The organism is Kitasatospora sp. NPDC048194, from assembly GCF_043202455.1.
Lineage (GTDB): Bacteria > Actinomycetota > Actinomycetes > Streptomycetales > Streptomycetaceae > Kitasatospora.
This window is the reverse complement of the sequence record NZ_JBIDAK010000004.1, coordinates 245,634-264,594: the sequence shown is the minus strand read 5'-3', so window position 1 is coordinate 264,594 and position 18,961 is coordinate 245,634. Positions and strand designations below refer to the sequence as shown.

Here is an 18,961-nt window from a genome sequence, read left to right as displayed (position 1 = left end):
GGCCGCCAGGCGACGATCCACCTGCCCGCCGCCGTCCCGAAGGTCCGTCCCAGGGCGCCGTACACCGCGGCGGACCTGCGGAGACTTTGATCCGTCAGCAATTCGCGGTGACAGCTGTCATACGGATCCGGGCACAGGAGTCACTGACGGGAGGTCAGCTCCGCGCGGCAGGCTGGGCGCACGGGAACAGTCATCGAGCACCCGGCAGAGGAGCAGACAAGCCATGGACAAGAAGCCCGCCGCGCCGCCCACCAACCCCGTGACGGCGGTCCTCCGTCCGCTGGTGGTGGATGTCGGCATTCCGCTGGCCGTCTCCTATCTGCTGCACTCGGTGCTCGGGTTGAGCCAGATCGTCTCGCTCGCGTTGAGCAGCGTGGTGCCGGTGGTGCGGACGGTGGCGAGCCTCGTCTCCCGGCGGTCGGTCAATGGGATGGCCGCTCTGATGCTGCTGGTCAACACGGCGGGGATCGGGCTGTCGCTGGTGTCCGGGGACGCGCGGCTGGCGGTGGCCAAGGACGGTGCACTCAGCAGCGTGGTGGGCATCGCGATGGTCTGTTCGGCCTTCACCGGGCGACCCATGGTGAGCGCAGCGCTCAAGCCTGTTCTCACCAAGGGCGAGCCTGTCAGGGTCGCGGCCTGGGACCGGCTGAGCGCAGGGTCGGCCCGGTTCCGGCGGGCCGAGCGGGGGTTCACACTCGCCTGGGGCCTGTCGCTGGTCGGTGAGTGCGCGGCCCGGGTCGTGGGTGCCTACACGCTGCCGGTGTCGACGATGGCCTGGCTGTCGACGGTCTTCCTGCTCGGAGCGTTCGCGGTGGCCTTCGTCGCCGGTGCGCCGTTCCACAACCGGATCGAGAAGCTGGTCGAGGCCGAGGCCGAGGTCGAGGCCGGGGCCGCCGCGTCCGGTGCGGCAGAGCGCTTCGACACGGAGGATCCCGCGTGCGGGGCCCCCGTGACCACCGTTGCGTGAGGCCAGCGCTGCGCCGGACAGCACAGCGGGCAGCCCGGGCGCCACGGCTCCCACCGTGCACCACGGGCCGGCGCCGACCTCGCTCGCTCCGTACTCGGCCGCGGTCATCCTCCTTTCCCCGCGTCGCTGACGCCCACACCGGACCGGACGAACAAAGGACAACACGCATGAAGGTCATGGTGGCCGGAGCCGGAATCGGCGGGCTCTGCCTGGCCCACGGACTTCTCCGAGCCGGAGTGGACGTGCGCGTCTACGAGCGGGAGAACGCGGCACACAGCCGCTACCAGGGCTTCCGGATCGGCCTGAACGAGCACGGTCTCGCCGCCCTGCACGAGTGCCTGCCACCGCGGCTGCACGGCCTGCTGGCGGCCGTCACCGGGCCGATGGCAGGCGAGCGGCTGGTCCTCGACCGGCAACTCCGCGAGATCCGGCGACTCGGCGCGGTGGATGGCGGGACGGCCACCGACCGGCACGTGCTGCGCCAACTGCTGCTGACCGGGCTGACCGGGCGCGTCGAGTTCGGCAAGGCCGTGACCGGCTACGCCGAAAGCGCGGACGGCACGGTCGAGGCCCGCTTCGGTGACGGCACCACCGCGACCGGCGACCTGCTCGTGGGTGCGGACGGCATCGGATCGGCAGTACGCCGCCAACTGCTGCCCGAGGCCGAGGTGGTCACCCTCCCCGGCAACGCCATCCTGGGACGCACCCCCCTCACCGAGCGGTTCGCCGCCCTCGTACCGGGCTTCGGCACGATCGTCCACGGCCCCGGCGTCGTCATGCTGCTCGGCCGGATGGAGTTCCGCCGTCCCCCGAGGCTCGCCGCGGCCGAGCTGGCCCCCGACGTCCTGCTGCCCGACACCGGCGACTACCTGCGCTGGGTCGTCATGCTCCCCGTGCTCCGCTCCCGCGAGCCCGGCGGCTGGCCGGCCGTCCGCGACCGGTTGCTGGCCCTGCTCGACGGCTGGCATCCGGACCTGCTCGACCTCGTCCGCCGGGCCGACGTCGGCAACAGCTCACCCCTGACCGCCCGTTGTGCCAAGCCGGTGCCGCACTGGGGCGGTACCCGCCGGGTCACCCTGCTCGGCGACGCGATCCACCCCATGCCGCCGAGCGGCGGCCAGGGCGCCAACACGGCGCTGCGCGACGCCGCGCTGCTCTCCCGCTCACTCGCCGCCGTCCAGCACGGTGAGGCCGAACTCCCGGCCGCCGTCGCGCAGTACGAGCTCCGCATGCTCGACTACGGCTTCACCGCCGTCACCGAAAGCCTGCAACACCTCCCGGACTTCACCCCCACGCGCCAACCGGACGCTGCAGGCGCCCAGGTCTGACCCCAGGGTCGCGCAGTAGCCTGCAGTCGACGACGTCCAGCGGTACCACCACCCCCATGGAACTGACATGACAGAGAACACGAGCGGAGCCATGGTCATCCGTCCGGCTCGGCCCGAGGACGCGCGAGCCGTCGGAGACATCTGGTACCGAGGGTGGTGCGACGCCCACCTGGGCAACGTTCCCGAAGCCCTGCTCGCCGTACGGACGCAGGAGTCGTTCGCCGTGCGCGCCGTGCAACGCGTCGGCGACGCGGTCGTCGCGGTCGTCGGTGGTGCGGTGGCGGGCTTCGTGATGGTGGCCGACGACGAGGTCGAGCAGGTGTACGTGGCCGGCAACCACCGGGGAAGCGGCGTGGCCGCGGCGCTGCTGGCGGAGGCCGAGCGACTCGTCGTGGCCGGCGGTCATGGGCGGGCCTGGCTGGCGGTGGTGGCCGGCAACCTCCGGGCCCGCAGGTTCTACGCCCGCAACGGCTGGGAGGATGCGGGGATCTTCGACCACCACGCGCCGAGCGACGAGGGCCCCGTGCGCGTGCCCGCCCATCGTTACGTCAAGCGCCTGACCTGACGGCGGCACGACGGATCCGCCGGCCACCGGGAAGCCTCGGTCTGCGCTGATCGGCCGAGGCGGTTACAGGGCGCCCCAGGTGGTGGCGCGGTCGATGAGGCGCGTTCGCAGGTGGTGGACGGGCGGGGCGAGGGGGCCGGAACGGGTGACGAGGTAGAGGGTGTTGAGCGGTGGGACAGGGCTGCGGTGGAGCTGTTCCAGTGCGCCGGAGTGGAGGGCGGGTTCGGCCAGGTAGCGGGGGAGGACGGAGATGCCCGCGTCGGCGACCACCGCGGTCAGGACCGCGCGGAGGTCGGGGACGATGACGGCCACCTGGTTGGGGGGACGGCGGCCGAACTCGCTCCGCCAGTAGCGGCGGATGATGGGCAGTTCCTCGGCGTAGGCGACCAGGGGGAGATGGGCGAGGGCGGAGACCGGGTCCTCGCCGAGGTGGCCGGTGTCGATGGACCGGGCCGCGGTGGGGCTGCCCACCAGGACGAACTCCTCGTCGACGTACGGCATCGCGGCCAGTCGCCGCATGGACAGCGGTGGCCGGATCGAGGACACCACCAGGTCGAGCCGGTCCTCGGCGAGGAGGGCGAGCAGCGGTTCGGCCTGGTCGAGGGTGAACACCAGCTCCAGGCCGTGGTGGGTCAGGGAGGTGAGGGCCGGCAGCAGGCGGGCGGTGGCGAATTCGGCCGCCGCTCCGAGTCGTACGGTGCCGCGCAGGGCGCTGTCCGCGTCGTCGTCCGTGAGCGCGTGGCGCAGGCCGTCCAGGTGGGGGCCGACGCGGCGGGCCAGTTCGTGGGCGAGGGGTGTCGGCTGCGTGCCGCGGCGGGACCGGGTGAACAGAACGCCGCCCACCTGTTCCTCCAGGCGCACCAACTGCCCGCTGACGGCGGGCTGGGACAGGCCGAGCGCCTTCGCGGCGCCCGTCAGCGAGCCCCGGCGGTAGATCTCCAGAAAGGTGGCGACCAGATCCAAGTCCTTCACGCAACCGACGATACATAAGCGTTCTTATGACGGGGACATGCCGTGCCCGCTTTCCCGAGGCACTCTGGGGAGGTCCCTCGCGGACATCACCCGTATCTCCCTTCCGAATCGAGGACGCGTCCCATGGCAAAGATCCTGATGATCATTTCGGCCGCCGACACCCTGACCCTGGCTGACGGCAGCACCCACCCCACCGGGTACTGGGCCGAGGAGGTCGCCGTCTCGCACCAGGTGCTGACGGAGGCGGGTCACACCGTGCGCATCGCCACCCCGGGCGGCGCCCGGCCCACCGTCGACGCGATCTCGCTCGACGCGCGCGGTGGTGTCGACGCCGCCGACGCCGCCGGGTTCAAGGCGTACCTGGAGTCCATCGAGGCGGACCTGGCGGCCCCGCTCGACCTCGGCGCCGTCCGCGCCGCCGACTACGACGCCCTGTACCTGCCGGGCGGCCACGCCCCGATGGCCGACCTGGCCGATGACGGCCGCCTCGGCGCCCTGCTCGCCGATGCCGACGGCCGCGGCCAGGTGATCGCCGCGCTGTGCCACGGCGTCGCCGGGCTGCTCAGCGCCACGAAGGAGGACGGCGCCTTCGTCTTCGCCGGCCGTAGCCTGACCGGCTTCACCGACGAGGAGGAGAACCAGGGCGGACTGGGCGACCAGGCTCCCTGGCTGGTGGAGAGCCGGCTCGCCGAGCGCGGCGCCGACGTCAGGACCGGCGCGGCCTGGTCCGACACCGTGATCGTCGACCGCAACCTGATCACCGGGCAGAACCCGCAGTCCAGCGGGACCACCGCCAAGCAGGTCCTCGCGGCCCTGCCGGACGCCTGACCGGGCACCGCCACCACCACGGGCCGGGGGGGGGGCCGGCCCCCCGGGGGGGGGCCCCCCCCCCGCCGGGGCCGCCCCCCGCCCCCCCCCCGCCCCGGGGGGGGCCCCCCCCCCCCGCCCGGGGGCCCCCCCCCCCCCGGGCCCCCCGGCCCCGGCCCGCCCCCGCCCCCGGCCCCCCCCCCCCCCCGGGGCGGGGGCCGCCCCGCCCCGGGGGGCCCGCCCCCCCCCCGGGCCGTGACCGGCAGCAGCGAGAGACCGGGCCGGGCGGTCGCCGAACAGCGCGAGGCGGGCGGAATCACGCAGGGTCTCGAACCGGAGCGGCTGATCGTTCTGGACCTCAACCGCCGTGTGGCAGCTCGCTTCTGAGGAGCTCCTGGAAACTGCGCGGGGGCCGACCGGTGAGGCGCTGGACGGTGTCGGTGATGCGGTCCTCCGCCCCTCCGGCGATGGCGCGGTCCATGCCGGCCAGCATGGCCGCGAACTCCACCGGCAGCTGCGTCGTGAGGCGATCGCGCAGCTGCTCGTAGGACAGACGGTGGTGGACCACGGCCCGCCCGGTGACCTCGGTGATGATCGCGGCGATGTCGTCATAGCCGAGCGCCTCGGGCCCGGTGAGGACGAGATCGGTGTTGGGGGCTTGCTCGTCGGTCAGAGCGCGGACGGCCACGGCCGCGATGTCGTCGGCGTCGACGAAGCCGACCCGGCCGGTTCCGGTGGCGGTCCGGATGACGCCCTCGTCGCGGATGCTACGGGCGTGCACGTGCGTGCCGGTGAAGTTCTGCATGAACCACGAGGGCCGCAGTACGGCCCACTGGTCGAACAGATCGGGCAGCGCCCGGTGCACCGTTCCCACCGCCGGGCCGCCCTCGGGGATGGCGGAGGAGCTCAGCAGCACCGCGCGGCGCACACCAGCGGTGCGGGCCTGACCCAGGAACGCCAGCATGGTCGCCGCAGGGTCGGGGTCGCCCACGGGCGGTACGAGGTAGACCCGGTCGACGCCGGCGAGGGAGGCCGCGTGGGTGGCGGAGTCGTACCAGTCGAAGAGGACCGGCTCGGCGCCGGCGACCGGTGCGGCCCGGCGGCCGGCGGCTCTGACGCGGTGGCCGGCGGCTGTCAGCTGTGCGGCGGTGCGGCTGCCGGTGGTGCCGGTGGCGCCGATGACCAGAGTGGTGCCGGTGGTGGTCATCGGCTGCTCCCGGTGAAGTCGGCGCCGGGCTCCTGGAGGGCGAGGGGGTTCCAGTAGTCGCGGTAGGAGGTGATCTTCCCGTCTTGAACGGTCACGACGGCGATGTAGGTCATGTCGAAGGGGGCGTCGCTCTGCACCAGGCGGCCGACGCCGCGCATCTCGACCACGATGGTCTCCGGCTCGGTGGTCTGGTGGATCCGCAGGTCGGGGAAGTCGTGCAGGTCGATGTGGTCGGGGTAGTGGCACATGTAGGCGGCGATGGCCTCCCGGCCCTCCAGGCGCCCGGGCCGGCCGGCGGGGGCGAAGGGGAACTCCATCAGGCCGTCCTCGGCCCACAGGGCGACCCAGGCGGCGATGTCCTTGTCGAGCAGCAGTTGCAGGCTGTGGCGGTACAGATCAGCTGGGGAAGTCGGTGCGGACATGGGTATCCTCCAGTTCACAGAAATCCGGACCTCGGGTCCGCTTCGACGATACGGACCGCCGGTCCGCTTTGCAAACGGAGGAACAGCATGCCGGAGCCCAGGTCCCGCAAGGACGCCGCCCGCAACCGGGAGGCCGTGCTCGAGGCCGCCGACACCCTCTTCGCCCGCTGCGAGAGCCCCGAGGACGTCACCATGGCCGACGTCGCCGCAGCGGCCGGCGTCGGCAAGGGCACACTCTTCCGGGCCTTCGGCGATCGCGCCGGACTGCTCCGCGCGCTGTACGAGGCGCGGCTCGAGCCGATCAGGGAGGCCATCGAAGCCGGCCCGCCGCCGCTGGGGCCCGCGACCCCGCCGCAGGATCGCGTGCCCGCCCTGCTCGACGCCGTCCTGTGCTTCAAACTCGACAACCGGCGCCTCGCGCTGGCTCTGGAGGAGGACGGGACCAGCAGTCCGTACCGGGCGGAACACTACGAGCGGTGGCACAGTCTGCTCCGAGCCGTACTGGAGCAGATCCTCGGCCCCGCGGACAGCGACTTCACCGCCCACGCCCTGCTCGCCGCCACACGGGCCGACCTCGTCGAGCACCTGGCCGGAGGAGACCGCACGGCGCGGGAAGGAATGCGGGCACAGTTGGCGCACTTCGTCGGCAGAGTGCTGGCCTGCGGTGCACCGCAAGGATCCAGCATCGAGGGGTGATCGTGAATCGGGCGGGGCCGGCCCGGTCGGCGCTCCGGTCCTGGGGCTGCGCGGCGGCCCCGGCCCCGCCGGCATCACGGCGGGGACCGTCCGGTCGCCCCGGCGGCAGACCCGCCGCAGTGGGCGTTCGACAGTCCGTCACCGGGGTGGCGATCCGGTGTCGGCAGGTGTTCGGTCGGGCCTGGCAGAGTGCGCGGGCCGCGGCTACCAGCCGGTAGTCCGACCCGACCTGATTCCATCCGAAGGGGCCGCTGTGAAGCGCACCGCCTCGCTGTCCGCCGTCCTGGCCGTCTCCCTCGCCGTGGGCGTGCTGTCCACCACGGGCACCGCCTCCGCACGGGACCGTCCCACCGACTCCCGCCCCGGGCGCGACCTCTACGGGACGAAGGCACCGTACGCCCCGCAGGGCGAGCCGGGCCGTTACCAGGAGGCACCGAAGGGCTTCGTACCGGTCTTCACCGAGAACGTCGCCCGCCACGGCTCCCGCGCCATGACGGACAGCGGTGACGGCGACGCCGTGCTCGCCGCCCTGCACAAGGCCCAGGGCCAGGACGCGCTCACCGACCTGGGTGCCCGGTTGGGCCCGCAGGTCGAGGCCCTGCTGGCCGCGGCCTCCGGGATCGGCTACGGCAACCTGTCGGCCCGCGGCGCGGAGGAGCACCGGCAGACCGCGCTGCGGATGGAGCAGCGGCTGCCGGACCTGTTCGCGGACATCGCCGCCCGGCACGAGCCGATCGTGGTGGAGACGTCCGGCGTTCCGCGGACGGTGGCGAGCGCCGGTGCGTTCACGGGCGGTCTGGTCTCCGGGGAGCCGGCGCTGGCGGGCCTGATCAAGGCGCCGGTCACCGACCGGGACCGGCTGTACTTCCACAAGCAGCCCCAGAACGCCGACTACCAGGCGTATCTGAAGGGCGATCCGGACCTGGCCGCGGTCCTCGCGGACATCGGCGCCGACCCCCGCACCACCGAAGCGGCACACCGCGTCGTCGGGCGCCTGTTCCAGGACGACTACGCCGCGACGCTGTCCGACGAGGACCAGGTCTCCTTCGCCCGCTCGCTCCACCAGCTCTACAGCGCGGCGCCCGACCTGGCCGTGGAGGCACCGGACGTCGACCTCACCCCGTTCCTGGCCCGCCGCGACGCCCAGTGGTTCGCGTACCTGGACGACGCCGAGGAGTTCTACCAGAAGGGCCCGGCGTTCGACGGACGCACGATCACCTACAGGATGGCCGGCGTCCTCCTCGACGACCTCCTCGCCCAGGCCCGGGCCAAGGCCGACGGCACCAGCGACAACGGCGCGGTGCTGCGCTTCACCCACGCCGAGGAGATCGAGCCGCTGGCCGCCCTGATGGGACTGCCCGGAAGCACCGAGCCCGCCGACCCTGACGAGCCCTACACCTACGCGAACAACCCGTGGCGCGGCGCCGAGGTCTCACCGATGGGCGCGAACATCCAGTGGGACCTGTTCGCGAAGCCCTCCTCCGCGGGACGGCCGGCGAAGTACCTGGTGCGCATGCTCTACAACGAGAAGGAGACGGCCTTCAAGCCGTCCTGCAAGCCCGTCACCAAGGGCAGTTACTTCTACGAGCTCGACGAGCTCAAGCACTGCCTGGCCCACGGCTGACCGGTACGCGCCCCGGGCGCGCCCGCTGGGGTGCGAAGCGGCCCGGCCCGCCAGGCGTCGGTGCCGAGTTCTGCGCGCTCGGCGTCGACGAGGGTCCTGGCGGGCGGGGCGGCAGCGCCGGTGACCTGGACGGACGGGTTACCGGCTTTCGGCTTCGCGCTTGAGGTTGGTGAGCCAGTTGTGCAGGGAGTCGTCAAGGGCGCTCTGCAGCGCGGCCCGGTTGGCGGTGACGGGTGCACCGTTCCAGGATTCCTCGGTGTGGACGAGGACGCCGTTGCGGGTGGGCGTGAAGGTCCAGACGTGGACGGCGGTGATGCCCTGGGCGGGGCCGCCCCATGCGAGGCGCCTGCCGTGGTCGACCTGCCGGACGGTGGAGGTGATGTCGAGTCCGTCGGTGCTCCAGCGGAACACCGAACCGGGGCGCAACCGGCCGGGGGTGTCCTTGGTGACGGTCTCGACGCCGGGCTGCCAGGTGGGCCAGTTCTCGACGTCGGTCTGGATGTTCCAGACGGTGTGCAGCGGAGCGTGGACCAGGATGTCGGCGCGGGTGATGACCGGGGCGTGTTCGTCGATCCGCACGTCGGTGCGGTGGGTGGCCGCCACGGCGGGCACCGGGTCGGCGGGGAGGGCCGACGCGGCGGTCGAGGCGGTGAGCAGCAGGGTGAGGGTGAGGGCGGTGGTGGTGGCCGCAGCGGGAACGCGCATGGCAGGGCTCTTTCCGTGAAGGCTTCGAAGACCCCGGGGGCGGGGCGCCCCCGGGGCCGGGTGGGGCGGGGTCAGGAGGTCGTGTCGGGGATCCAGGAGCCGTGGATGCCGGCGGTGACGCGCCGGGGGAGATGGACGGTGGCGATCCGCTCGAGGCCGGCGGCGTCCAGGACGAGCAGTTGGGAGGCGTCCTGCTTGAGGTCGGAGACGACGGTGAGCAGGTAGCCGTCGTCCTCGCGGGTGGCGCCGGCCGCGGGGACGAAGACCGCCTCGCTGGGCAGCCGGGCGTCGCCGGCCTGGTGGATGCGGCGCTCGCCGGTGGCGCGGTCGTACTTGACCACGCCGTAGCCGCCGAAGCCGTGCTGGTCGGGGAAGGAGACGGCGTACTGGTAGCGGTTCTCCACACCGAGGAACTCCTCGTTGAGGGTGGGGAACTCGATGGCGAGATCGTCGACCACCCGCTCGTCGACCCGTCCCGTGGTCAGGTCGACGGTCCAGCGGCGGTTGTAGGAACGGGTGTTGGGCTCGCTGCCGCGGCCGGGCGCGCCGACCCACCAGTTCCAGGAGAGCTCGAAGCCCTCGCGGTCGACGGTGGGGCCCTCCAGCACGATGCGCCCCTGGGCGTCCTCGTAGGCGTTGGCGACGTGCAGCATGTTGCCCGGCTCGATCGGGAACCAGCGGATCGCTTCGGCGCCCCCTGCTCCGCGCGGCATGACGCCGATCCGGGCGGGCTGCTCGTCCTGCCACGAGTAGGGGATGCCGGAGTGCTCGGCGGGGTCGAAGGTGACGGTGCCTTCCACGAAGACCACATGGCGACGGGTGAGGGCGAAGTCGTGCTTGAGCGCGGCGCTGGCGCCGGGGATCTCGGCACTGTGGACGATGTGCCCGTCCGCGTCGGCGACGTAGTACACCAGGTACGGCGGGAAGGGCGAGGAGCCGAAGAAGTGCAGTTCGCCGGTGACGGCGTCGCTCTTGGGGTGGGCGGTCATCGCGCTGCGCAGCTTGCCGTCGAAGTCGTACGGGCCGACGGTGTCGAGGTCGGGGGTGAGTTCGAACGGGAGGTTGGCCTCGCACAGGGCCAGCAGCCGGCCGGCGTGTTCGATGACGTGGGTACCGGCGGTGGAGGCGGTCAGGTCCGGGCCGTGTTCGGTCAGGTAGGGGGCGCCGTCCAGGGCGGGGGTACGCACCCAGCGGTTGCGGTACCACTCGGCGCGGCCCTCGCGCAGTCGGATGCCGTGCACCATGCCGCTGCCCTTGAACCAGTGGGTGGGGGTGACGCCGGGCTTGGGGTTGTGGCTGTTGCGGACCAGGCGCCCGGTCAGCTCCGGGGGAAGGGTACCCTCGACCGTCAGGTCGGTGGCGGTCAGTTCGTCGGCGACGGGCTCGTAGTGGCCGGTCAGGTAGGGCTTGGCGGACATGTTCGCGGTCCTCGTGTCGTGTTTTCGGATCGGATCGGATCGGATCGGTGCGGTGCGGTTCGATGCGGTTCGGTGAGGGGCAGGCGGGGCGGGGAAGGTCAGGACAGCCTCTCGGCACGGTTCTTGAGGCAGGTGAGCCAGTCCTCCAGCGAGGTGCGCAGGGCGGCGGCGAGCTCCTCGGTGGCGGCGTCGACCGGCGCGCCGCTCCAGGACTCCTCGGTGCGGACGACGACGCGGTCACCGGCGTGCTCGAAGGCCCACACGTGGACGCCCTCGATGCCGCCGGCGGGGCCGCCCCAGACGATCCGGGCGCGGGGCACCACCTCGCGGATGGTGGAGGTGATCTCCAGCCCGTGGGTGCGCCAGGTGAACGAGCTGCCTTCGGCCAGCGGTCCGTCGAGGCGTGCCTGGTCGATGCCGGGGTGCCACACCGGCCAGTCGTCGATGTCGGTGTGCAGGGCCCAGACGCGTTCCAGCGGGGCGTCGATCTCGGTGGACAGGCGGACGATGACGGGAGCGGTCTCGTCGACGGTGAGCACGGTGGTTCCTTTCGAAGGGTTGTGCGGAGGGAGGGACAGGAGGTCGGGTCATCAGGGACGCCCTGGAGCGGCGGGCTCCGGGGGAGGTGTGCGGTGCGGCAGGTCGCCGGCGGGGGCGCGGCGCACCAGCAGGGCGGCGAGCAGCGCGGTGCAAGCCAGGACGGCTGCGCCCAGGGCGAAGGCGGCGCGGTAGCCGTCGGTCAGCGCCTGGAGGGGCGGCTGGTTTCCGGTGGCACGGGAGGTGACGGATCCGGCGGCGGTCGCCAGGGCGGCGAGACCGACGGCGCCGCCGACCTGACGGGTGGTGTTGGCCAGGCCGCCCGCCAGGCCCGCGTCCGCTCCGGAGACGCCGGCCACGGACAGGCCGGTGAGCTGGACGAAGGCGACGCTCAGGCCGAGTCCGACCAGGATGCTGGGGCCGAGCACGTCGGTGAGGAAGGTCCCGTCCGCGCTGATGCGGGACAGCCACAGCATCCCGGCCGTCTCGGTCAGCAGCGCCGCGACGAGCGTGGCCCGGCCGCCGATCCGGCCCGCGACGGCGGGGGCGAGCGTCGCGCCGAGCATGTTCGCCAGGGCGAGGGGGAGTTGGCCCAGCCCGGTGGTCAGCGGGTCCTCGCCGAGGACCTGCTGCTGGTAGAGCGGCAGGAAGAAGAACAACGCGATCCAGACGGTGCCGAACAGACCGGTCAGCAGGTTCCCGGCCGTCACGTCGCGGGAGGCGAACAGCCGCGGCGGCACCAGGGGGGATGCGCTGGTGCGCTCGATCCGCCAGAACGCCGCGGCGAGCACGGTGGCGGCAGCGAACGCGGCCAGCACCCCGATGTCCGTCCAACCGGAGCGGCGGGCCGTGGTCAGGCCCCACACCAGGGCGGTCAGGGCGAGAGCACTGGTGGCAGTCCCGGCCCAGTCGAACCGGGCGCGGTCCGCCGGCCGTGCGGCGGGGACGCACACGGCCGTGGCCGCCAGCACCGCGAAGCTCCCGATCGCCACCGCGTGAAAGATCCACGGCCAGCCCCACGCCCGGGTCAGCAGGCCGCCGAGCACCACCCCCGCGGCCCCGCCCGCGCCGGACACCGCGCCCCAGACCGCCAGGGCCCGGCCGCGGGCCGGGCCCGGCGCGTACAGGCCGACGGCGAGAGCGAGGGCCGCCGGTGCGACCGCCGCCGCGCCCACGCCCTGGACGGCCCGCGCGGCGATCAGGACCCCCGGCGAGGCCGCGAGCGCGGCCGTCGCGGACGCGGTCCCGAAGACGCCGAGACCGGCGAGCAGGACGCGACGGTGTCCCAGCAGGTCGGAGGCCCGCCCGCCGGACAGCAGCAGCGCCCCGAACGCCAGGCCGTAGGCGTTGACGACCCAGGTGGTGGCCGAGTCGGAGAGGCCGACGCCGTCCCTGATCTGCGGCAGGGCGACGTTCACGATCGAGGTGGCGAGCAGGACGGTGAACTGGGCGGAGGCCAGCACCGCGAGGACGGCGGCGCGGGGCGGACTGGGCATGGGAACTCCGTGAACGGGGCCGTGGGAGCGGGCCGGGGTGGGGAGAAGGGACGGCGCGGCCGGCGTCAGCGCGCGGGGCGCTCGGCGGCGGACTTCAGGTGCAGCAGCCAGTGCGCGAGGGACCGGTCCAGGGCCCGGGCGACGGCGTCGGCGTCGGCGCGTACGGCCTCACCGTCCCAGGACTCCTCCGTGACGACGACCGTCGCGCTGACCGAAGGTGTGAACGTCCACCGGTGGACGGCGGTGATGCCCTGCGAGGAACCGCCCCAGAGGATCGACCGGGGCGCGTCGAGCGCGTACACGGTGGAGGTGACGTCCACGCCGCCGGTCCGCCAGTGGAACGTCGCGCCCGGCGCCAGCGGGGTCAGGGCGCGGGCCTCGGCGATGTCCGGCTGCCAGACCGGCCAGCCGGGCACGTACGTCAGCAGCGCCCAGACGGCAGGGGCCGGGGCCCGGATCGGCAGCTCACGGCGGGCCACGACCGGGGCGGCCCGGTCGATGCCCGAGGGCGTGTTCTTCATGTCCCCGAGTCTGGTCCGGGCCGCCCGTGCCCTCATCGGCGAAAGTCACCTAGGCGACTGCCTAACCCCGCGGGCATGGCGGGTGGTGCCTGCGTACGGTCGGCACGTCGGACCGCTCGTGGCAGGGGCGGCGGCACGTGCACCGGCGGCCCGTCCTGCCGCCGCAGGGGGAGCCGCCCGGCCCTGTCCAGGAGGAGCCGGCCTGGCAGCGGCGGGCGGCGAGCCGGCGCCGAGCATCGGCGGCGCACTCGCTCCGGTGGCCGCGTCGAACCCCCACGGACGGCTGACCGCGCCGGAGGTCGGGAGCGCCAGGGCTCAGGCGTCCTGCCCGAGCGCGACGGGGAGTTGGCGACGCGAGGAGATGTCGAGCTTGCGGAACACGCTGCGCAGGTGGGCGTCGATGGTACGCGGGCTTAGGAACAGCCGGTCGGCGACCTCGCGGGAGGTCGCTCCGGTCGCCACCAGGCGCGCGATGTTCAGCTCCTGACCGGTCAACAGCTCCACCGCGCCCAGCACGGCCGGCCGGACCTGCTCGCCGACGGCGGCCAGCTCCGCCCGGGCCCGCTCGGCGAACCCCTCCGCGCCCGTCGCGGTGAACAGCCCGTGCGCGCTGCGCAGCGCCTCCCGGGCCTGCCCGCGGCGGCCCTCACGGCGCAGCCACGCGCCCTGGTGCAGCAGCGCCCGGCCGTGCCAGACGCGAAGGCCGGCGGCATCCAACCGGCTCACCGCCTCGGCGTGGAGCTCCTCCGGGTCGTCCGACAGCAGCGCCGCGAGGGCAGCGCGCACCCCCAGCGCCCAGTCGGTGCCGACCGCCGACGCGTGTCGCGACAACCGCGCGAAGGCCTCCTGCGCGGCGTCCTGCTCGCCGCACCGGACGGCCGCCTCGACGAGCTCGGGCAGGGCGAGGCTGGACATTCCCAGCTCGCCGTCGGTCACGGCCAACCGGGCCGCATCCAGGGCCGCCCGGTGGTCGGCCGTGCCGTTGGCGTGCAGCGCCGCCGCCGCGTGGACGGTCGCCGTCAGCATGCCCTTGCTCCGCGCGTACGACTCCGCCAGCACCCGGTCGAACAGAGGCCGCGCCTCGGAGGCCGTTGCCCGCACCGCAGCCGAGAACAGCCGGCCGTACCAGTGCGGCGGCACGCCGGTCACCTCGGCGATGCCATCGGCCTCGCTGTTCAGCGCCGCCGCCCCGAGCAGGTCACCGCGCAGGGTAGCCGCCATCGCCCGCATCCACAGGCCCACCGGGAGGACCATCAACGTTCCACTGGTGCGCGCGCCGTCCACGGCCCGTTCGACGAGTCGGTCTCCCAAGGCGACATCCCACAGTTCGACGGCGAGCAGGGCGGCCAGCGACAGCCGGCCGGCCCACAGCGGGTCGGTGACCTCGGACAGCAGCCCGAGCAGCACCGGCACCGTCGCCAGGTCGCCGTCGAGGTAGCCGACGAGCGCGTCCAACAGCGCGTCCGCGGTCGAGCGTTCACCGGTCGCGGCGGGCGCCCGCCGGGCCGCCGCCAGGGCCTGTCGCGCGGCGGGCGAAGCCCGGCCGACCACCAGACCCGCCTGCAGCGCGTCCAGCAGGTGCAGCCGCGCCCGGCCGGGATCGAGGGCGGCTGCCGCCACCAGGTGGCCGACCGCGTCCGCCGCGCCGTCACCGAAGAACGCCGCACGTCCGCGCAGGAGTTCGACCTCCACCTGGTCGGCGGAGTCGATCGGGCCTCCCTCGGCCGCCGCGACCAGCGTCAACGCGCTCTCGAACGACCCGGCCGCCAGTGCGGCCCGGGCCGCGGCGAGACTGCGGCCGGCCCGCAGCCGCGGATCGGCCGTCAGGCCCGCGGCCTGCTCCAGGAACGCCGCCTCGGCAGCGGCCCCGCCCCGGCGCCGCGCCCGCTCCGCGCAGCGCAGCAGCTCCGCCGCCGCCTCCTCGTCCGGCCGGGAGAGGGACTGCGCACGGTGCCACGACCGCCGGTCGGGTGCCGTCAGCGGATCCGTGGCCTCCGCGAGGGCCCCGTGGACGCGACGGCGCTGCACGGGGGACGCCGCCGTGTACACCGCCGAGCGCACCAGCGGATGCCGGAACCTCGACTGCCCGCCCAGGTCGATCAACCCGCTCGCCTCCGCCTCCGACCCGGCCTGGGGCCCCACGCCCAGCAGATCGGCCGCCCGCCACAGCAGCCCCGGGTCTCCCAGGGGTTCGGCGGCCGCCGCCAGCAGCAAGGTCCGGGCGTCCGGGGAGAGCCCGGAGACCCGCTGCTGGTAGCTCTGCTCGATCCGGCTGGCCGGGGACACCGGTGTCGGCAGCCCGAAGCCGCCCGCCAGCGCGGCGGGCCCGAGCCGGCGGGGCAGCTCCAGCAGCGCCAGCGGATTGCCCCGCGCCTCGGCGAGGATCCGCTCCCGTACCTGGTCGTCGACGGGACCGAGCAGACTGGACGCCAGCAGCCGGCGTGCCATCTGATCGGACAGCCTGGGCAGCGTCAGCGCCGGCAGCCCCTCGAGCTCCGCGACCACGTGCGGATCGCGGACCCCGAACACGAACACCACCGACTCGTCCGCCACCCGCCGGGCCGCGAACGCCAACACCTGCGCCGACGCCTGGTCCAGCCACTGCGCGTCGTCCACCACGCACACCACCGGCTGCTCCCCGGCAGCCTCCGAGAGGAGCCCCAACAGGGCCAGGCCGACGCCGAACCGGTTCGGCGCGCCCCCCTCGCCCAGACCCAGCGCCACCGACAGGTCGTCCCGCTGCGGGGCGGGCAACTGCCCGATCCGCTCATGCAGCGGACGGGTCAACTGGTGCACGGCCGCGTACGCGAAGTCGGCCTCGAACTCCGCCCCGTTCACCCACAGCAGCCGCACACCCGACAGCTCGCCGGTGACATGGCGCAGCAACGTCGTCTTGCCGATACCCGCCTCACCACGTACGACCGCCGCCCCGCCCCGGCCGGCTCGTGCACCGGCCAACAGGTCGACAAGAGCCGCACGTTCGGCGGGCGGTATGTACTCGGAACCGGTCACAGGAGCCACCCCGGAATCATGCCATGTCCTCTGACCTGGGTAATTACCCCTCCTGCCCCGACAGAGCAGGCTGTAGCGAAGACCGGCGACGTCGACGGGCGGCCCTGGGGGACGGCCGGACCGCCCTCGGCGCCCGTCCGGGTGGTGGCCTGCTGGAGTCCGCCGTCCACGCCGAGGTGCGGGAGGCCGGTGCGACGCTGCCCGCCGCCTCCTGACGGGGCGAGGCGTCGGGCGGGGTCGACGTGCAGCGTCACGCCGACCTCGCCGCCGAGGTGCCAGCGGGCCCGGACCGGGTGTCAGCCTGCGCTGATCCTGAGCACACCGGTCGTGGTGCCCTGGTACACCACGCCGCCCGGCGCGATCGTGCCGGCCATCTGCAGCGTGTCGAAGATGAAGCCGCTGCCCAGCCACTTGGTGCGGACGGTGTTGCCGGTCTCCGGGTCGATCTCCGCGTAGTAGTAGGGGTCGAGGGCGGAGGTGGCGTTGGTGCCGGGGATGACCGGCTCCCGCAGCACCGTGTGGATCAGCCCGTCACCGGTGGAGAGCCTCGGAACGGCCGCCGAGCGGGTTCTGTTGTCCCACTTCAGGTCGCAGCCCGACCCGTCGGGGCGCACGTCGACCCTGCTCAGGCCGCCGTAGAACGTGCCGGAGGACGGCACGCTCGGGCCCGCGTTGGCGGGCAGTGCCGGGTACGGGTAGCCGTAGGTGCCGGCGACGAAGACCGCGTTGCCCGCGCCGATCGGCGAGTTCTCGCTGCCGCTGCCGCCCGCCTTCAGAACCGGGACGGAGCAGACCTTCCCACCGGTGTCGACCTTGTAGACCAGCAGGTTCTCGGTCGGCGCGGCGTTGTCGACGACGGCCAGGTAGTCACTGCCGGTGCGCGGGCCGAAGAACGTCGGCGTGGAGCCCGTGCCCCAGCTGAGCTGGCCGGGCTTGCGGCCGGGGCCGCGGTCGTACGCCTGGCGCCAGCTGATCTTCGGGGTGCCGTCGATATCGGCGTTCAGCAGGTAGGTGGCGGAGGTCGTGGCGACAGCCGTGCCGACCGGGGTGGTGGAGATGGAGTTCTCGATCGCCTCGCCCACCGGGAGCGTGATCGAGCGGACGGTGGCGGTGCGGTCGTCGGCGGTGCCCACCACGCCGCCCTCGGTGGCGAACCAGACCCGGCCCTGCCAGTCCGGCGAGATGCCGATCACCGTGTCGCCGTCCGGAATCGCGGAGGCCAGCGAGAACGAGCTGTCGGCGTAGAGCTCCCAGCCACCGGACGCGGTCCTGCGGTGGCCGATGCGCAGCAGGTCGTGGTTGCCGTCGACCGCCACCAGGCGGTCGTGGTCGTCCAGGTAGGCGTAGACGCCTCCCATCAGCGAGCCCTTCGCGAGGGCCAGCTCCGCCACCGAGCCGCCCGTGACGGGGTCGAGCAGATGGACGGTCGGGGTCCGGCCGAAGATCGTGGTGCAGAGCGCGACCGGGTAGCCGTCGGAGCCGACCAGGACGGTCGGGCACGCCGAGGCGAGCGCGGCCCGGTGAGAGCTGAGCGCGCCGGCGCCGGGGCCGGGCAGCGCGGTGGCGTCGGACGAACCGGTGTCGCCGTGCATGGTGGCAGTGCCCTCCGGCCCGGTGTACGGGTTGTGCGCCGGGAGCGGACCGTAGGTGGTCGCGGCGTCCGCCCCAGTGGCGCAGACCAGGGAGAGCAGGGTGGCCACCGAGAAGACGGCAGCGCGGGAGGACAGCGCAGAGTGCATGGGAGATCCCCGTCCGGGTGAAGGCGGATGAAGGCGATAACCGACAGCGGTGCACACCGACCGACCCGCACCCGGACGGCACTCGGCCCGGCAGGGATCAGCGAGGGAAGGCCCGGACGAAGCCGGACGGGTCACCATGCTCAGATGGAGCGGTGACAGATCGCGGAACACGCGTGCGCCAGGTCGACGTCCAGTCGACGGCTCAGGTACGCGTGGCGATGCATGACCGTCATGCTGACGGGCTGACAGACAGCCTCACAAGGCCCGTCTCACAGTTCGGGCATTGATGCAGGCGCGGGGGCTTGCGGCCCCCGGCTGGGGCAGCCCGTGCTCGGGCCGCCCCAGCGCCGTTCCCGCCCAACCGCTGCTTTCGTCAACCCTCGCTTTCAGCCGATGCGCTGATTGGACGTCAGGTCAGCGCGGACGGTCCCGCCGTCACTGTGGCGTTGATCGGCCGGCATCGGCAGCTCGACGCGGCCGGGAGCCGACGCGTCGGTGTTCGCGGTACAGGCGGACGGGGCCCGAGCGGCCACCCTCAGCGCGGCGGCGGACCTGTACGGCTCGGACAGCACGGAGTACAACGCGGTCGCCGCCACCTGGACGGCGGTGAACGTCAACTGAGCCGGGGATAGTCGCAAGGGTGCGCGAGCGGCGGGGCAACGGTGTGCGGACCACCGTTGCCCCGCTGTCGCGCCGGTGACAGGGGTCTGGCCTACCAGCAGGACCGGAGGCGGGGGCCTGGCAAAGGCTGAACCACTCCGGTCAGAAGATCTGAAACAGCGGTCGACTGCCATTGGCACCGGTGACCAGGGCCAGACCGCCACCACCCGTGGTAGCGGTCTGGCCCGCCCGATCCGGTCCGGCCTGCGAGCGGTAGATCCCGGCGGTCAGCCGTGGATGGCGCCATGGGGCTGCCGGCGTGCGCCCCCCTTCGGTGCCGCCGGG

The 18,961-nt window shown here is 73.6% G+C and carries 17 protein-coding genes; 7 read left to right on the top strand and 10 right to left on the bottom strand.

Going from position 1 to position 18,961, the window contains the following annotated elements; translation table 11 throughout:
- Positions 1-223: 223 nt before the first annotated feature.
- From ACGF07_RS08150 to ACGF07_RS08140, 3 genes are all read left to right on the top strand, one after another.
- A complete protein-coding gene (locus ACGF07_RS08150; RefSeq protein ID WP_392896513.1) occupies positions 224-967 on the top strand; it encodes a VC0807 family protein in 744 nt (247 codons plus the stop codon).
- A gap of 167 nt (positions 968-1,134) precedes the next feature.
- A complete protein-coding gene (locus ACGF07_RS08145; protein WP_392896511.1) occupies positions 1,135-2,295 on the top strand; it encodes an FAD-dependent oxidoreductase in 1,161 nt (386 codons plus the stop codon).
- A 67-nt stretch (positions 2,296-2,362) separates the two neighbouring features.
- Positions 2,363-2,860: a GNAT family N-acetyltransferase gene (locus ACGF07_RS08140; RefSeq protein ID WP_392896508.1), complete on the top strand. Its 498-nt coding sequence runs from the start codon at positions 2,363-2,365 to the stop codon at positions 2,858-2,860.
- 63 nt (positions 2,861-2,923) lie between these two features.
- On the opposite strand, the gene ACGF07_RS08135 is transcribed toward ACGF07_RS08140, so the two are convergent.
- The gene (locus ACGF07_RS08135) at positions 2,924-3,832 is read right to left on the bottom strand and encodes a LysR family transcriptional regulator (RefSeq protein ID WP_392896506.1); all 909 of its coding nucleotides are present in this window, start codon (positions 3,830-3,832) and stop codon (positions 2,924-2,926) included.
- 123 nt (positions 3,833-3,955) lie between these two features.
- On the opposite strand from ACGF07_RS08135, the gene ACGF07_RS08130 reads away from it, so the two are divergent.
- Positions 3,956-4,660, top strand: coding sequence for a type 1 glutamine amidotransferase domain-containing protein (locus ACGF07_RS08130; RefSeq protein ID WP_392896504.1), 705 nt, complete (start codon positions 3,956-3,958; stop codon positions 4,658-4,660).
- 337 nt (positions 4,661-4,997) lie between these two features.
- On the opposite strand, the gene ACGF07_RS08125 is transcribed toward ACGF07_RS08130, so the two are convergent.
- Both ACGF07_RS08125 and ACGF07_RS08120 read right to left on the bottom strand, forming a co-directional pair.
- A complete protein-coding gene (locus tag ACGF07_RS08125; protein ID WP_392896502.1) occupies positions 4,998-5,846 on the bottom strand; it encodes an NAD(P)H-binding protein in 849 nt (282 codons plus the stop codon).
- Positions 5,843-6,268, bottom strand: a complete 426-nt coding sequence (locus ACGF07_RS08120; RefSeq protein ID WP_392896500.1) for a nuclear transport factor 2 family protein — start codon at positions 6,266-6,268, stop codon at positions 5,843-5,845. The genes ACGF07_RS08125 and ACGF07_RS08120 overlap by 4 nt, the downstream gene beginning before the upstream one ends.
- Positions 6,269-6,355: 87 nt before the next feature.
- Between ACGF07_RS08120 and ACGF07_RS08115 the strand changes: the two genes are divergently transcribed.
- Together ACGF07_RS08115 and ACGF07_RS08110 are read left to right on the top strand one after the other, a co-directional pair.
- Entirely contained in the window at positions 6,356-6,964 is a 609-nt protein-coding gene (locus ACGF07_RS08115; RefSeq protein WP_392896498.1) for a TetR/AcrR family transcriptional regulator, read from the top strand.
- Between the two features lie 253 nt (positions 6,965-7,217).
- Positions 7,218-8,588, top strand: a complete 1,371-nt coding sequence (locus tag ACGF07_RS08110; protein WP_392896496.1) for a histidine-type phosphatase — start codon at positions 7,218-7,220, stop codon at positions 8,586-8,588.
- Positions 8,589-8,726: 138 nt separating this feature from the next.
- On the opposite strand, the gene ACGF07_RS08105 is transcribed toward ACGF07_RS08110, so the two are convergent.
- From ACGF07_RS08105 to ACGF07_RS08075, 7 genes are all read right to left on the bottom strand, one after another.
- Positions 8,727-9,293 (bottom strand): SRPBCC family protein, encoded by a 567-nt coding sequence (locus ACGF07_RS08105; protein ID WP_392896493.1) that lies wholly within the window; start codon positions 9,291-9,293, stop codon positions 8,727-8,729.
- A 71-nt stretch (positions 9,294-9,364) separates the two neighbouring features.
- Positions 9,365-10,711, bottom strand: coding sequence for a carotenoid oxygenase family protein (locus ACGF07_RS08100; RefSeq protein WP_392896492.1), 1,347 nt, complete (start codon positions 10,709-10,711; stop codon positions 9,365-9,367).
- A 98-nt stretch (positions 10,712-10,809) separates the two neighbouring features.
- Positions 10,810-11,250 carry an SRPBCC family protein gene (locus ACGF07_RS08095; RefSeq protein WP_392896489.1) on the bottom strand — a complete coding sequence of 147 codons (441 nt, stop codon included), beginning with the start codon at positions 11,248-11,250 and terminating at the stop codon, positions 10,810-10,812.
- A gap of 51 nt (positions 11,251-11,301) precedes the next feature.
- A complete protein-coding gene (locus tag ACGF07_RS08090) occupies positions 11,302-12,744 on the bottom strand; it encodes an MFS transporter (protein ID WP_392896487.1) in 1,443 nt (480 codons plus the stop codon).
- Positions 12,745-12,809: 65 nt separating this feature from the next.
- Positions 12,810-13,265, bottom strand: a complete 456-nt coding sequence (locus tag ACGF07_RS08085; RefSeq protein ID WP_392896484.1) for an SRPBCC family protein — start codon at positions 13,263-13,265, stop codon at positions 12,810-12,812.
- Between the two features lie 315 nt (positions 13,266-13,580).
- On the bottom strand, positions 13,581-16,277 hold the full coding sequence (locus ACGF07_RS08080) for an AAA family ATPase (RefSeq protein ID WP_392896668.1): 2,697 nt from the start codon (positions 16,275-16,277) through the stop codon (positions 13,581-13,583).
- Between the two features lie 296 nt (positions 16,278-16,573).
- Positions 16,574-18,016, bottom strand: a complete 1,443-nt coding sequence (locus tag ACGF07_RS08075; RefSeq protein WP_392896482.1) for a hypothetical protein — start codon at positions 18,014-18,016, stop codon at positions 16,574-16,576.
- 495 nt (positions 18,017-18,511) lie between these two features.
- Here ACGF07_RS08075 and ACGF07_RS08070 point away from each other — a divergent pair, with 495 nt between their 5' ends.
- Positions 18,512-18,637: a M4 family metallopeptidase gene (locus ACGF07_RS08070; protein ID WP_392896479.1), complete on the top strand. Its 126-nt coding sequence runs from the start codon at positions 18,512-18,514 to the stop codon at positions 18,635-18,637.
- Positions 18,638-18,961 lie beyond the last annotated feature (324 nt).

What these genes read in the sequence shown, in the direction of transcription:
- ACGF07_RS08150 (WP_392896513.1), top strand. Translation starts at nt 224, where the DNA reads ATGGACAAGAAGCCCGCCGCGCCGCCCACCAACCCCGTGACGGCGGTC.
- ACGF07_RS08145 (WP_392896511.1), top strand. Translation starts at nt 1,135, where the DNA reads ATGAAGGTCATGGTGGCCGGAGCCGGAATCGGCGGGCTCTGCCTGGCC.
- ACGF07_RS08140 (WP_392896508.1), top strand. Translation starts at nt 2,363, where the DNA reads ATGACAGAGAACACGAGCGGAGCCATGGTCATCCGTCCGGCTCGGCCC.
- ACGF07_RS08130 (WP_392896504.1), top strand. Translation starts at nt 3,956, where the DNA reads ATGGCAAAGATCCTGATGATCATTTCGGCCGCCGACACCCTGACCCTG.
- ACGF07_RS08125 (WP_392896502.1), bottom strand. Translation starts at nt 5,846, where the DNA reads ATGACCACCACCGGCACCACTCTGGTCATCGGCGCCACCGGCACCACC.
- ACGF07_RS08120 (WP_392896500.1), bottom strand. Translation starts at nt 6,268, where the DNA reads ATGTCCGCACCGACTTCCCCAGCTGATCTGTACCGCCACAGCCTGCAA.
- ACGF07_RS08115 (WP_392896498.1), top strand. Translation starts at nt 6,356, where the DNA reads ATGCCGGAGCCCAGGTCCCGCAAGGACGCCGCCCGCAACCGGGAGGCC.
- ACGF07_RS08105 (WP_392896493.1), bottom strand. Translation starts at nt 9,293, where the DNA reads ATGCGCGTTCCCGCTGCGGCCACCACCACCGCCCTCACCCTCACCCTG.
- ACGF07_RS08100 (WP_392896492.1), bottom strand. Translation starts at nt 10,711, where the DNA reads ATGTCCGCCAAGCCCTACCTGACCGGCCACTACGAGCCCGTCGCCGAC.
- ACGF07_RS08090 (WP_392896487.1), bottom strand. Translation starts at nt 12,744, where the DNA reads ATGCCCAGTCCGCCCCGCGCCGCCGTCCTCGCGGTGCTGGCCTCCGCC.
- ACGF07_RS08085 (WP_392896484.1), bottom strand. Translation starts at nt 13,265, where the DNA reads ATGAAGAACACGCCCTCGGGCATCGACCGGGCCGCCCCGGTCGTGGCC.
- ACGF07_RS08075 (WP_392896482.1), bottom strand. Translation starts at nt 18,016, where the DNA reads ATGCACTCTGCGCTGTCCTCCCGCGCTGCCGTCTTCTCGGTGGCCACC.